11 protein-coding genes are annotated in these 15,260 nt (G+C 26.9%); 7 read left to right on the forward strand and 4 right to left on the reverse strand.

Annotated elements, in window-relative coordinates; genetic code table 4:
• Window positions 1-829: 829 nt before the first annotated feature.
• A complete protein-coding gene (locus tag PWA39_RS02730; protein WP_075949631.1) occupies window positions 830-2,662 on the reverse strand; it encodes a P68 family surface lipoprotein in 1,833 nt (610 codons plus the stop codon).
• Between the two features lie 138 nt (window positions 2,663-2,800).
• On the opposite strand from PWA39_RS02730, the gene PWA39_RS02735 reads away from it, so the two are divergent.
• From PWA39_RS02735 to PWA39_RS02760, 6 genes are all read left to right on the forward strand, one after another.
• On the forward strand, window positions 2,801-3,961 hold the full coding sequence (locus tag PWA39_RS02735; protein ID WP_069099491.1) for an ATP-binding cassette domain-containing protein: 1,161 nt from the start codon (window positions 2,801-2,803) through the stop codon (window positions 3,959-3,961).
• Window positions 3,948-4,877, forward strand: a complete 930-nt coding sequence (locus PWA39_RS02740; protein ID WP_240534032.1) for a carbohydrate ABC transporter permease — start codon at window positions 3,948-3,950, stop codon at window positions 4,875-4,877. Before PWA39_RS02735 ends, PWA39_RS02740 begins: the two co-directional genes overlap by 14 nt.
• A complete protein-coding gene (locus PWA39_RS02745; RefSeq protein ID WP_069099489.1) occupies window positions 4,861-5,700 on the forward strand; it encodes an ABC transporter permease family protein in 840 nt (279 codons plus the stop codon). The genes PWA39_RS02740 and PWA39_RS02745 overlap by 17 nt, the downstream gene beginning before the upstream one ends.
• 9 nt (window positions 5,701-5,709) lie before the next feature.
• On the forward strand, window positions 5,710-6,276 hold the full coding sequence (locus PWA39_RS02750) for a YigZ family protein (protein WP_075949630.1): 567 nt from the start codon (window positions 5,710-5,712) through the stop codon (window positions 6,274-6,276).
• Window positions 6,277-6,661: 385 nt separating this feature from the next.
• Window positions 6,662-7,123, forward strand: a complete 462-nt coding sequence (locus PWA39_RS02755) for a transposase (protein ID WP_274827419.1) — start codon at window positions 6,662-6,664, stop codon at window positions 7,121-7,123.
• A gap of 127 nt (window positions 7,124-7,250) precedes the next feature.
• Complete coding sequence (locus PWA39_RS02760) at window positions 7,251-7,574, forward strand: hypothetical protein (protein ID WP_274827430.1); 324 nt, start codon at window positions 7,251-7,253, stop codon at window positions 7,572-7,574.
• Between the two features lie 755 nt (window positions 7,575-8,329).
• Here the strand turns inward: PWA39_RS02760 and PWA39_RS02765 are convergent.
• Entirely contained in the window at window positions 8,330-10,159 is a 1,830-nt protein-coding gene (locus PWA39_RS02765) for a P68 family surface lipoprotein (protein WP_075949648.1), read from the reverse strand.
• Window positions 10,160-11,138: 979 nt separating this feature from the next.
• On the opposite strand from PWA39_RS02765, the gene PWA39_RS02770 reads away from it, so the two are divergent.
• Window positions 11,139-13,439, forward strand: a complete 2,301-nt coding sequence (locus PWA39_RS02770; protein ID WP_069099367.1) for an ABC transporter ATP-binding protein — start codon at window positions 11,139-11,141, stop codon at window positions 13,437-13,439.
• Window positions 13,440-14,157: 718 nt separating this feature from the next.
• Here PWA39_RS02770 and PWA39_RS02775 read toward each other — a convergent pair.
• The gene (locus tag PWA39_RS02775; protein ID WP_081311141.1) at window positions 14,158-14,772 is read right to left on the reverse strand and encodes a thermonuclease family protein; all 615 of its coding nucleotides are present in this window, start codon (window positions 14,770-14,772) and stop codon (window positions 14,158-14,160) included.
• Window positions 14,773-14,783: 11 nt separating this feature from the next.
• Window positions 14,784-15,221, reverse strand: a complete 438-nt coding sequence (smpB, locus tag PWA39_RS02780) for an SsrA-binding protein SmpB (protein ID WP_069099368.1) — start codon at window positions 15,219-15,221, stop codon at window positions 14,784-14,786.
• Window positions 15,222-15,260 lie beyond the last annotated feature (39 nt).

The raw sequence follows: 15,260 nt of genomic DNA on the forward strand, positions 1-15,260 counted from the left end.
ACCACTTTTTTGAGCGAATGTGAAAAAAGCAAAACAAAAAAATGTTTTGCGTTTATAAATAACTATATTAAGCTTCGTTAAGCTTCTTTGAAAATATAAAATCCGTATTATTTTAACAAAAAAATAAAAAATAAAAACTAAAAATTTTTGGAATTTTCCTGAGCTTGACAGTTTGATAGAAAAAATTCACTTTTTATTGAGTATAAAAACACAAAAATACCCGTAAATCCGTGTTTTTTGACACTAAAACCTTAATCTTTATTATTTAAAATTACCCTTTTGCAAAAAAAAAAAAAAAAATGCTTGGTTCAAGAAAAAATTATGTTATAATAACTCTCACTTAAGAATAATTAATAAATGAATATTAGAATTAAGGAGGAATTACTTATGTTTTTTGCCATACTAAAATCAGATAGTGCGGATTATCCATTATATTTTTAAATATGATGGAATGCCTTAAATTTACCCGTTTAGAAATCTAAAATTTATGGCTTTTAATTATTGTTCTTTCAAAACTTCATATATTTTTTTAGGCTCAGTTTAAATAAAAACGAGTTTTCTATTTGCATTGAGTTTAAATAGCAGTTGTATTTTTTTATGATTTTGCCAGTGTTTTAAAGTAGGTAATTAACTTTTGCCAAAAAAGTTAAAAAGCTAAAAACCGGACAATTTTTTTAAGATTACCTCACCAAACTGAGAAACTCGGGAAAATATATAAAATGCGTATTATTTTAAGAAAAAAAATAAAAACTAAAAATTTTGCGAATTTTTAGTTTTTACAAACAGCAGAATTTCTATTTTTTTTTAAAATTACCGCTAATTTAAGTTTTTATTGATTAATTAATGTTAGTAATTTTTCAGGAGTTTCGGCTTTACTATTTTCGAATTTTGTTGATTCAATTAGTGAATCTGTAATTGTTGCCGAAATTTTTGCTTCTCTAAAATTACCATTATCACTTAGAATTTTAACTTTGGATGCATCTTCTTTAAAAGCATTAAGCATTGATTCCATTGAAATTATAACTGATCTGAGATTTGCCATTTTTTCATACAAACTTCAGTCGATTTTTTTGGCATCTTCGCCAACTAGTTCAATACTTTTTTTGTTATTAGATTCAAATTCAACAATTTTATCATAGTATTCTTTATATTTTTTCTTTACTTGTTCCAATTTTTCTTGAGTTACAACCGCTTTTGTAGGAAGGAAATAACCAGTATTTTCCATTAAATAATCAGCATTATCGACCATTGTTCCGGGTTTGTCAATATCATTTTGACCAGTAAAGAGTCATTCTAAAAATTTAATTGCTGCTTTATTAATTTTTTCTGTGTCAGTTTTAATTGGAATTAGGGATGATCCACCTGAGTTATAGACAAAAAATTGAGAATCTTTGCGTGACTTTAATGGTTGGTTTGTTGTGAATACGTCATTAAATGTTGCAAAACCTTTGGCAAGTTCAGGGGCGCTTTTCGCGAATAAGCTACGGGTTGTTGCTGTGTCAATTGATTGCTTAATTCCAACTCCAGGAACATAGCCAAAAACGGTACGATATTGAAGAATATCATGACTTCCTCATTCACCAATGCTGTCTTTTTTCTTAAAGTTTTTAAACTGAAATGCTTGCAAAATTTTGGTTTTTTGATCTACTTTTTGTTCGATTTTTTTGTTAGTTTTTGTAAATTTTTCGTAAGTTTTTTTAAATTCATCTTGCAAGGATGTATCTGTCGCAATATTAAAAGTTAAATCTTTACCTTTTGCTTCTCAGAATTTTTTACCTGATTTTGAAATAATATTTTTGTGGAAAACTAGACCTGAATAGTCAATATCAAAAATAGACGCATTTTCTGTATTTTCATCAATTTTTGCATCAGCTTTTAATTTTACACCGTCAATAAATTTAGTTGAAAACTCAAGTGCTTCTTCAATATTTGAAAAAGTATCATAATTTACGTTTAAATCTTTGAAAATTTCAGCAGATTTTACTTCAAGATTGCTAAAAAAACTGTTTTCAGGAGTCGAGTTTCCTTTTTGAGCTGATTCTTGTGCTTTTTTGTAAATTTCGGCTGACTCATCAACTTTTCCGCCACCTTTTTTTACTAAGTCAAAAATAATCCGTAAATTATCAAGGTTAAATCCAAGTGCATCAACATCATTTACGTTAAAAGGAATGTTATAAAACTTATTTTCGCCAAAATTAAATGAATTGTATTTTCCTACAATTTGATCAGTGAATATTCCTGGCTTCAATTTATCACTTGTTATTTCTAAAAGTCGATTACGTTCTTGTAAAACACTCGCAGTTGAAGAATCCCCTAAAACAATTGATGGAAGTTGATCTGAATTTGTGTCCAGTAATTTTTTAATGTTTTCGGTTGTTTGTTGTTGAGTTACTGCTTTTGACTCATCACTCAAAACAAGTCTAACTGGTGCAAAATCAGGATCATCTTTAAACTTTTGGTTGTAATAAGGGATTAATCCTTTTTGATTTTTACCATAAACATTAAGTCCAAAAATTAATGGTCAAAAAGGACCTTGACTTGTTGTCATAACAACTTGAGTTTTTGGATCAATTGTATTCTCGCTTACTCCACAGGCGCTCGCAATTAAGAAAAGACTTGGTGAGGTAAGTAACAAAGGTTTAAAAAATTTTTTAAAATTCATATATTTCTCACTTTTTCTAATTTTATGAAATTTTTTTCAGAAATATCAATAATTAAATATTAGTTATTTATAATTTTAATAAAAATAACTATACAACATTTACAAAAAAATTTTGAAAAAAAGGTAAAATTTTTTAATATGAATCACTTAACAATTGCTATAAGTATTAAAAACCTTATATTTTCGTATGATAAAAAGGCTTTTCTTAAAATTAATGATCTCGAAATACCAGCAAATAATATTATTACAATTTTGGGACCCTCAGGTGCAGGAAAGTCCACTTTCCTTAATATTTTAGCGGGTTTTTTACCAGTAAAGACAGGTATTGAATACCATGAAAAATTCAAAAACTTTGGCTATATAATGCAGAAAAACAACTTATATGAAGAAATTTCGGTAAAGAAAAATCTTTGGATTAGTGCTAAAAATTCGCCTGAATGAACCTCAAAAGTGTGAAAATTGAGCTGGGAAAATTTCAAAAAAGATAAAAATAGTCAAGATTTTAGCGACTCTCTCGGAAATTTGCTTTCAAACAAATCTACTTTAGGCGTACAAAAGGTTATAAAAAAATTCAAATTTTACTTTTATATATTGAAAAATATAAAATTTTATATTTTTTTCCTAAAATTTAGAAAAAAATATTTCGAAAAAGAAGTCCTAAATGTGTTAAAAGCCTTAGAAATTGACGACATTTTTTTAAAAAAAGCCAAAAATATTAGTGGGGGTCAGCAACAGCGCGTGGCTTTTGCCAAATCAATTATAAAAGGGGATAATTTAGTTTTAATGGATGAACCTTTTTCATCACTTGATGCAAAAATTAAGGAATCAACTATTAAATTATTACTTAAAATCAAACAAGAATTTAACATGACAATCGTTTTAGTAACTCACGACCAAACTGATGCAATGAAAATTAGTGACAAAATTATTCTTTTAAATAAAGGGGAAATTTTGCAATATTCTAATCCAGAAGAACTTTTTGAAAATCCTCAGTCTATTTTTGCCGCAAAATTTATTGGAATGCCAGAAATAAATTTTATTGAAAAACAAGGAGAAATTGAATATTATATCCGTTCTAAATACATTAAAATTTCAAGCACATCTGAACCAACCAATGGAAAAGTTTTCTATAAAAAAAATATTGCAGATAATTTTTATTACCAAATTCATGATACTGAAAAAAATATCGACCTTGAAATTATAAGTCCTATTGATATTCAAGGTGAAAATGTAAAAATAGAATATAATAAAGATAAAATTTTTGCTTTTGACAAAGGCGGAAATCGTGTTAATAGTTAATAAAGAGTCCGTAAAAACAGTTCTTTTTCACAAAAATACAAAAGCAATCTTACTTATAGGACCGCTATTTATTTTTCTTTTTATTTTTTCAGTCTACCCAATTCTGGATTCATTATTTAACTCTTTTAATGTCGGATCTGGCCAAAACAAACATTTAGGATTTGACAATTTTAGAGAATTATTTGCAAAATCAAATTTTAATGACGCCCTAAGAAACAGCACTTTACTATTTTTTATTAGCTCACCGATTGCACTTTTTCTAGGATTTATTATTGCAATTTTGCTCTCAAAACTTAAGATTAAATTTCTTAGAATGTTAATAATAACCGGACTTTATTCCCAGTTTTTCATTTCATCTTTTGCAATTGGGACTGCTTTTTCTTTCCTTTTTGGTCAAAAAAATGTCTTTGCAAAAATGTTGAATCTAAATTTTTCATTTGTCGGCGGAGACAATAAAATTGATTTAATTTGACTATATTTAATTTATCAACTCTGAAGGGCAATCCCTTTTAATTCAGTGCTTTTTTTCTTTGCAATTTCGAGCATTCATACAAAATATCAAAAAAATTTACAAATTGACAGAATTAACCTAAAAGATAAGATTTTTAACCTTTATTTTAAGGAAATTGGTAATCAATTTTTAGTCATTGCCTACACAAACTTCATTTTTGCAACAATGCTATACCCAAATGTTATTACAGGCGACATAAATTTGGATCTAAATAGAGGCCACACTCTTGCTTCATATATTTTGTCTTCAAGCGATAATTCAGGACTCCAATCTGCCGTAAGTTTAATGACTTTCTTTTATCTTTTAGCAGTTTTTTCAACCTTTATTATTTTTAGACCAAAAACATGGAAAAAAATGTTAAAACTTATTAAAAATAAAAGGAGTAAAAATGTCATTAAAATTTAATCTAAATAGTTTTTTTCTACAGTTTTTACTATTTTCCTTTTTAATAATAGTACTTATTTTTTTCCTGTTTCCATTATATTATTTAATTGTAAATGCTTCGCTGCCTAATGAATTGCAAGATAATCCTAATTTGACTTTGAAAATAGGCTCAAATTTACTTGAAAACTTTAAAAATTCCATTAATGATAATTTTTGAATTGGAATTACCACTTCAATTTTTGTAATTATGCTCATTAATTTTTTTAGAATTCTCCTGTATTCACTAGCTTCTTTTGGACTTTGAATGGCAAAAAAACGACTGAAATTAACGTTCATTTCTCTTTTTGTAGCAATTTCTTTTATTCCAGAAATTAGCACTTATATTCCCCTTGCAAGAATTCTAAACAGCAATCAATTAGTAACAAATTCGCCAGTTTTTGCACTCACAGTTAACCAGATTTTTTCCTTTTTTAACTTTTTTTACCTTTATAAAAGTATTAACAAAATTGACAAAAAGCAACTTTTACTTGCAAGAATTGATAATTTATCACTGTTTTTAAAGATTAAATTGATAATTTTTCCAAAAATAAAAATTTCCTATTATTTATTAATTATTTTTACAACAATTCAAGCTTGAAACGACTTTTTATGACCAAATTACATTTTTTCAAACCGTTCATACCAGACAATTTCAACTTGATTTCAGTATTCAGGCCAAAGTAGCCTTGGATTTTTGCAAAACATTCAAGCTGCAGGCTCACTTTTTACAATAATTGTTCCGTTGTTTTCTTATATAATTTTTTCCAAATTTATTAATAATGCAACGGCAAACAATATTAAATAGTTTTGAAAAATGCAAAAAATTATTACAAAAGAAGCTGTTTTTGAATTAGAAGTCAAAAAATCTAAATTTATTTCTTATAGTTTTCTAGTAGAATCAAAGGAACACTCAGAAGCACTACTAACCAAAATTCAACAAGAAAATAAACATGCAAGTCATATTGTTTATGCAGTTTGCTTTGATTTATATAATTGTAAATTCAGTGATGCAAACGAGCCAAAAGGTTCGGCAGGGTGACAAATTTTTAACATTTTAAGAACAAAAAAAATTACTAATTCATTAATTATTGTTGTTCGCTACATGTACGGGTCCAAATTAGGGCTAGGTTTATTACAAAATAGTTACAAAAAAGCGGCAATTGAAGTCTTAAATCTTAGTTTAGTTAGTGATTTTAAAATTTCTTATCACTATTTGTGCGAAGTTGACTTGGAAAAAATGAACTGGGTACTTCAATTAATAAAGAAAAACGGCTGTACAATCCAAAAAAAAGAATTTGGACTAAAATTAAAAATTGAATTTAAGTGCCCTTTAAAATTAGAAGAAAGTTTTGAGCTAAATTTTAAGGAAATAGTAAAATAATTTGGTTGAAAAAAATTATTTTCTGAGTTTGACAGTTTGATGGAAAAAATTCAATTTTTATTGAATACAAATATGAAAAAATACCGGTAAATAAACTAGGACAAAGAAAAGTAACACTAAGGCGTTGGCTTTTTTTGTCCGATTTTAGGAGGAGGCTAACACCAAAAGTGTTAGTTTTTTAAATTTTCAAATGCAACAAAAAGGAAATACTAATGTCAAGACACTTTAAAAAAGACGAGTTTGATATGATTTATAAAATTTACAATGAATTTGGATTAAAAAAACAATAAATTATATAAATGATATTTCGCCAGATACAAATTTTATAACCAGAGATCAACTAGTTCGAAGAATCAAAAAAATTATTCGGTATTATAATAATGGTATGCAAGATCAATTATTAGATAAAAAGGGTGCGAGGAGAAAGCCAGGGAGTGGCAAACCTAAAAAACAAATTGAACCCGATTGAAACGAATTTACAAAAGAAGAATTAATAGAAATAGCTAAGAGATATTACGAAACCAACAAAGATAAATCAAAATCAGGAAAACTTAGTGAAGCCAAAACACTAAATATTCCCTACAGCAAATCTGCAAAAATTTTTAATGTATGCAGACAATCAGTGGCAAAATCTAAAACTAGAGTTATAAAAGTAAAAGAGTACGAAAATGACGCAATAATTAAAAAATCCTTTCTTGATAACAAAGGTAGATATGGTCGCTTAAGGTTGAGTGCTTATATTTCTATAAAATATAATATTTACATTCACCCTCGAACTCTTGGAAGACATTTAAAAAGATTGAATTTAGTATGTAAAATTAGAAAAAAGAAGAAAGAGCGAAATTAAGAACACCAAATTCGCACTACCGGATATTGTTAAACGCGACTACAATGATAAATTAAATAGAAATATTTTTGCTACTGATGTTACATATATAAAAGCTCCTAGAGATGTTAAGGAAAACCATGTATTTTTGTCTGTAATAATTGAGCATAAAACTAAAAAAATCAGAGATTTTAAACTATCTGTAAGCAATGATCTTGATTTAGTTATGGATAATATAAAGACATTCAGGTCTATTGATAAAGATTTTGTTATTCATTCGGATCATGGATTTCAATACACTTCAAAAGTCTATATTGACAAAATAAATAAAATGGGAGGAACTGTTTCGTTGTCTCGCATAGGAAATTCTTTGGATAATAGGGAGGCTGAATATTGATTTTCAATTATAAAAAGTGAATGCTTAAACGAGTTAAACTACAGTAAAATTACTTTTGAAGATCTGAAAAAATAATTGCAGATTATATATTTTGATACAACAATTATAGAATTCAATCGATTTTAAATTGAAAAACACCACAGCAATATGCTATGATGTTATAATAATATTAAACTGTTAATTTTCTTTGCCCTAGTTTAAAATCCGGGTTTTTTGCGATAAAACCTAATCTTTATTATTTTAAAATTAACCTTTTGCAAAAAAAAAAAAAATGCTTGGTCAAAAATAAAATTATGTTATAATAAACTTCACTTAAGAATAATTAATAAATTTGGATTTTAGAATTAAGGGGAATTAATTATGTTTTTTGCCATAAAAAAATCAGAAAATGCGAATTATCCATTATGTTTTTAGTCATGATGGAATGCCTTAAATTTAACCGTTTAGAAATCTATAAATTTATGGCTTTTGATTATTGTTCTTTCAAAACTTCATATGTTTTTTTAGGCTTAATTTAAATAAAAATGAGTTTTCTATTTGCATTGAGTTTAAATAGTAGTTATATTTTTTTGATTTTTGTTGTTTTATCCATAAATTGATTTTGCCAGTGTTTTAAAATATGTAATTAACTTTTGCAAAAAAAGTTCAAAAAGCGCCCAAAACAGGAGACTTTTTTAAGATTATCTCATCAAACTGGGAAACCCGGGAAAATATTTAAAATCAGAATTATTTTAACAAAAAATAAAAAATAAAAACTAAAAATTTTGCGAATTTTTAGTTTTTATAAACAGCAGAATTTTTACTTCTTTAAAATTCCGCTAATTTAAGTTTTATTGGTTAATTAATTTTAGTAATTTATCAGAACTTTCGGTTTTACTATTTTCAAATTTTGTTGATTCAATTAGTGAATCTGTAATTGTTGCAGAAATTTTTGCTTGTTTAAAATTACCATTATCACTTAGAATTTTAACTTTGGATGAATCTTCTTTAAAAGCATTAAGCATTGATTCCATTGAAATTATAACTGATCTTAAGTTTGCCATTTTTTCATACAAACTTCAGTCGATTTTTTTGGCATCTTCGCCAACTAGCTCAATACTTTTTTTGTTTTTAGATTCAAAGTCAACAATTTTATCATAGTATTCTTGATATTTTTTCTTTACTTGTTCCAATTTTTCTGCAGTTACAACCGCTTTTGTAGGAAGGAAATAACCAGTATTTTCCATTAAATAATCAGCATTATCGACCATTATTCCGGGTTTGTCAATATCATTTTGGCCAGTAAAGAGTCATTCTAAAAATTTAATTGCTGCTTTATTAATTTTTTCTGTATCAGTTTTAATTGGAATTAATGATGATCCTCCTGAGTTATAAACAAAAAATGGAGAATTTTTGTGTGATTTTAACGGTTGATTTGTTGCAAAGACGTCATTAAATGTTGCAAAACCTTTGGCAAGTTCAGGTTTTTTATCCGCAAATAAATTACGGGTTGTTTGTGTGTCAATTGATTGCTTAATTCCAACTCCAGGATCGTACCCAAAAACGGCACGATATTGAAGAATATCATGACCTCCTCATTCACCAATACCTGTTCCTTTAAAGTTTTTAAACTGAAATGCTTGTAAAATTTTGGTTTGTTGACCTACTTTTTGTTTGATTTTTTTGTTAGTATTTGTAAATTTTTCGTAAGTTTTTTTAAATTCATCTTGTAAGGATGTATCTGTTGCAATATTAAAGGTTAAGTCCTCACCTTTTGGTTCTCAGAATTTTTTACCTGTTTTTGAAATAATGTTTTTCTGAAAACTTAGATCTGAATAGTCAATATGAAAAATAGAAGAATTTGGTGTATTTTCATCAAGTTTTGCATCTGCTTTTATTTTTACACCGTCAATAAATTTAGTTGAAAAGTCTAATGCTTCTTCAATATTTGAAAAAGTATCTTGATTTACGTTTAAATCTTTGAAAACATCCGCAGATTTTACTTCAAGATTACTAAAAAAACTGTTTTCAGGAGTCGAGTTTCCTTTTTGAGTTGATTCTTGTGCTTTTTTATAAAATTCGGTCGACTCATCCACTTTTCCGCCACCTTTTTTTACTAAATCTAAAATAATTCGTAAATTATCAAGATTAAATCTGAGTGAATCAACATCATTTATATTAAAAGGGATATTATAAAACTTATTTTCACCAAAATTAAATGAATTGTATTCTTTTACAATTTGATTTTTAAATAATCCTGGATTCAATTTATCGCTTTTTATTTCTAAGAGTCGATTATGTTCTTGTAAAACACTCGCTGTTGAAGAATCTCCTAAAACAATTGACGGAAGTTGATCTGAATTTGTGTCTAGTAATTTTTTAATATTTTCAGTTGTTTGTTTTTGAGTATTTGCTTTTGACTCATCACTCAAAACAAGTCTAACTGGCGCAAAATCAGGGTCATTTTTAAACTTTTGGTTGTAATAAGGGATTAATCCTTTTTCATTTTTACCATAAACATTAAGTCCAAAAATTAATGGTCAAAAAGGACCTTGACTTGTTGTCATAACAACTTGAGTTTTTGGATCAATTGTATTCTCACTAGGTGCGCAAGCGCTCGCAATTAAGAAAGGACTTGGTGAGAGAAGTAATAAAGGTTTGAAAAATTTTTTAAAATTCATATATTTCTCACTTTTTCTAATTTTATGAAATTTTTTTCAGAAATATTAATAATTAAATATTAGTTACTTATAATTTTAATAAAAATAACTATATAACATTTATAAAAAAATTTTTAAAAAAGGTAAATTTTTTTAGTATGAACCGCTTAACAATTGCTATTAGTATTAAAAAGCTAATATTTTCGAATGACAAAAGGTTTTCTTAAAATTAATGACCTCGAAATACCAGCAAATAATATTATTACAATTTTGGGGCATCAGGTGAAGGAAAGCCCACTTTTCTTAATATTTTAGGCAGTGTTTTACCAGTAAAGACAGGTATTGAATACCATGAAAAATTCAAAAACTTTGGGTATATAATGCAAAAAAAAAAAAAAAATGTTTGGTCTAAAATAAAATTATGTTATAATAAGTTTCACTAAGAATGTATTAATAAATTTTTTGATATTGAATTAGGGAGGAATTAGTTATGTTTTTGCCATAAAAAATCAGAAAATGCGAATTTTCCATTATATTTTTAAATATAATGTGATGCCTTAAATTTACCCGTTTAGAAATCTATAAATTTAGGGCTTTTAATTATTGTTCTTTCAAAACTTCATATGTTTTTTTAGGTTCAATGCAAATAAAAACAAGTTTTCTATTTGCATTGAGTTTAAATAGTAGTTGTATTTTTTTATGGTTTTTGTTATTTTGTCCATAAATTGATTTTTGCCAGTGTTTTAAAATTGTAATTAATTTTTGTCAAAAAAGTTAAAAAAATGTCAAAAACAGAGACTTTTTTGAAATTATCTCATCAAACTGGGAAACTCGGGAAAAAAAGAATTTGGGCTATAATTGAAAATTGAATTTAAGTGTCCTTTAAAATTAGAAGAAATTTTTGAACTAAATTTTAAAGAAATAGTAAAATAATTTGGTTGAAAAAAATTATTTTATATTAAAATATACACAATATTAATAAAGCTATCTAGGTGCAAAAATGATTCAAATTCGTAACATCACAAAACGACTCGGAACAAAAATAATTTTAAATAACATTAGCTTTGATATTCCAACTAATAAATTAACGTTCATTTCTGGTCAATCTGGTGTTGGAAAAACGACACTTTTGCATATTATTGCCAAGATTGCCAAAGCTGACAGCGGGCAAATTTCCTTTTTTGATAAAAATCAACAAGTTTTAAAAAACCCAAATGTTGACATTTTTTTTCAAGATGTCAATCTTATTGAAAATATTTCAGCTATCGACAACGTTAGAATTGGGACAAGTATTTTAGGTTATAAATTTAAGCAAGATGAATTTAGTAAAAATGCAAATTTTTTAAATCTTGACCAAAGTGTTTTTAAAACAAAAATGGAAAATCTCTCTGGTGGCGAGAAACAAAGAATCGCAATTCTTCGTTCTCTAAATCGGGGTTCAGAATTTATTTTGTTTGATGAACCAACTGCCGCCCTTGATAAAGAAAATGAACAAATTATTTTTGAAAAAATTAAGCAAATGTCAAAAAATCACACAGTTGTGGTTATAAGCCATAATACTGAAATGATTCACAAATATGCTGATCAAATAATTTTTTTACAAAAAGACAAGCCACCAATTATTAAAATTAATGACACTAATATAATAGAAGACCAAAATTCTGAACAAACTAGCGAAACTAAACATAAAAAAGTTGCAAAAGTAGTTCAATATAAGAATAAATTAAATATTTCGCCAATTTTTGTTATTGCTGATATTAGCAAAAAATTAACGCTTAGTATTTTAATTATAATAGCATTTTTAGCGGCCGTCTTTTCGATTAGTTTTGCTTTTGAATTAAATCTTGGAACGGCAAAAGTTGAACGGCAGCAAAAATATACGCTCTCACTTGACAAAAATTTAATTGAAAAAAAATCAAACGCTGCTTTTAACCAAGATGAAATTAAAAAAATTAGTGAGCTTGAATCAATCAACGCGCTTGTTGCAAATAGACCAACGACAAATATAAATTTGCACTATGAAAATCGAAAAATTAATCTTAGAGATGTTGATCAAGTTGAAATTAATAGCTTTTTCAAAAACAGAATCGAAAATGATCTTGTTAATTTTGAAGGAAAATTCATTGAAAATGCTCGGGAAATTATCCTTTCAAAATCAGCAATTGACATACTTAAAATTGAAAATCCAATAGGAAAAACAATTCATTTAGTTTATGATTCTAATAAAGAAATTGAGGAAAATCAAAATAAAATTGAACTAAAAATTGTCGGAATTAATAATGGAATTAAAAGTTCCGTTGCTAGATTAGATACTTTTAATTTAATTAGTTTTCCATCTTTTATTAGCACTCAATCAATTAAAGATCTTGAAAATTTAGTTAAGCAAAATACAGTTGAAGAAAACAAAGAACAAAACCTTCAACTTTTTAAGGAAATTAACTCCTATATTCCTAGCGAAAATGCCCAAAGCTCCGCTCTTGAACCATTTAAAATTCCGCTAAAAAACACAAAAGTTTTCCCGCAAAACAATCTAGAATTAATAACTGGAACATTTCCGAGAAAAGTCGATGAAATTCTACTTTCAACAACAGCAATTGATTCAAATGCTAAATATAAATTAAAAGTTGGCGATATAATTCAAACAAACTCACCTTTAAATCAAACATTTAACTTACTTGTTGTTGGAATTTTTGACTCGCCAGATTCAGAATTATATTATCACCAAGATGCCAAAGAATTTTATACCAGCTTCCAACCAGCCAATCTTACTGCTTATTTAACAACAACTGACGAACAAAACAACCTTGACTTAGAGGCAAAAAATGCTAAATTTGACCTCAGAATTACTCCACCTTCAAGCTTAATTCGTGTGATAACTAGCCAATCTTTAGCGATTATTTCGATAGTTAATAAAGTTACTTTTGCGGTGTTTATAATTTTTGTTATTATATTAATTTCGTTCATTTTAGTTTATGCCAAAACAATTTCTGAATCAAAACAGAGAATGATTGGAATCCTAAAATCGCTTGGTGGTTCAACTTTACTAACACTTTTTTATCATACTTTAAATATTGTTTTGATATCGATCATTGTTCTAATTTTAAGTTTTGTAATTATTTTTCCGTCAATGGAATCAATTCATATTTTAATAGTTGGTAATGATTTTCCCGCCGCTTCTCAAGAAAATCTAGCCCTAATTTTATTATCGTCCTGAGCCGGACTTTCAGCTGCTTTTATTCTAATTTATGTTTTAATGTCGTTAATTACTTACAAAAAAACCACTCAACAGTTATTAAAATAAAAACGAAAGGTGTAATTGCCTTTCATTTTTATTTCTTTGACTTTTTAACGCCATAAATTGTTGAAATATCTTCTTGCCAGAACATAAATTTTCTTTTTTTGATAGATTACTAGACTTCTCCCAAGTTTCCAGTTTGATGGCAAAAATTCACTTTTAGGAATATAAATACACAAAAATACCCGTAAATTCGGGTTTTTTTACGCTAAAATCTTAATTTTTATTATTTTAAAATTAACCTTTGCAAAAAAAAAAAAAAAATATTTGGTTTAAAATAAAATTATGTTATAATAAATCTCACTAAGAATGAATTAATAAATTTTGATATTGAATTAGGGAGGAATTAGTTATGTTTTTGCCATAAAAAAATCAGCAAATGGAAATTATCCATTATATTTTTAAATATGATGGAATGCCATAAATTTACCGTTTAGAAATCTTCAAATTTATGGCTTTTGATTATTGTTCTTTCAAAACTTCATATATTTTTTTAGGCTCAATGTAAGTAAAAACGAGTTTTCTATTTACATTGAGTTTAAATAGTAGTTGTATTTTTTTATGGTTTTTGTTGTTTTATCCATAAATTGATTTTTGCCAGTATTTTAAAATAGGTAATTAACTTTTGCCAAAAAAGTTAAAAACCGCCCAAAACTAAACTAGGACACTTTTTTAAGATTATCTTGTCAAACTGGGAAACTCGAGGTGTAATTGCCTTTCATTTTTATTTCTTTAACTTTTTAAGTCCATAAATCGTTGAAATATCTTCTTTTCAAAGCATAAATTTACTTTTTTTGGCAGATTCTTGGGCTTTTAAAATTTGGTCTATTAAACTTTTATATTCAGGATAATAATAAGTTTTTTTAGGGTTTTGATATTGGGCATAACGATGAATTGCAAGACCTTCGCTAACCATTTTGATATTAATTATCTCACGCTTTTCGTTTTTTAGAACAACAATAATCCGCTCATACGGATCATGGCCAACGACTTCAAATGAAATTCAGCGATTTAAAATTAGCTGTTCTAGACGTTTTTTGGCTATTAAACCGTGAAATTTCATAGTTTTTACGTTAATTAAACGATTTGGACGGCTAAGTTCAAGTTCGGGAGTGTCAATCCCGAAAATCCGAAAACGCATACCGTTTTTATCAGTAAAAGTGTCACCGTCATAAACACTTTTTATAAATGTTGTATAAGTTAGACCTTGTTTAATTCGTGAATTTTTAGAAAAAATAGGTAGTTTTTTTATTGGATTTAAACCATCAGTTGGAACTATTTTTTCTGAAATAATTTCTGAAAGATAATCATAACAACTTGTAAGCGAAAAAAGTGGCAAAAATCCTGGAACTAATAGTAATTTTTTAAAAATTTTTGTACCTCCCTTTTTTGATCTCGTTCTTTTATGGCGTTTCTTTTATCAACCTTAGTTTTCCCTTTTGCAAGTGCAATTTCGATTTTGATTCTACGGTTTTTTAGACCAACAAAAAGTGGAATAATTGTTAATTTTTGTGTAACTTTTTCTTTAAAAATTTTTTTTAACTCATGTTTGTGCAATAAAAGTTTTCTTGAGCGATCAATTTGACCTCGGGATCCTTTATAAGCACTAATTGTAGCATTTGACAAATAAAGTTCTAAACCCTTAAAATAACAAAAAGAACCTACAAGCGATATATTTTTTGCCTGAACAGATTTAACTTCTCATCCTTCTAAGACAATCCCCGCTGTAAATTTGCTAATTATTTCATAGTCAAAATAAGCTCTTTTATTTTCAATTAAAATTTTCATTTTCGAACCTAAAAAATTATATAATTATATTCAAAATAA

It is taken from the genome of Mesomycoplasma ovipneumoniae ATCC 29419 (assembly GCF_028885435.1).
In the GTDB taxonomy this organism is placed as follows: domain Bacteria; phylum Bacillota_I; class Bacilli_A; order Mycoplasmatales; family Metamycoplasmataceae; genus Mesomycoplasma; species Mesomycoplasma ovipneumoniae.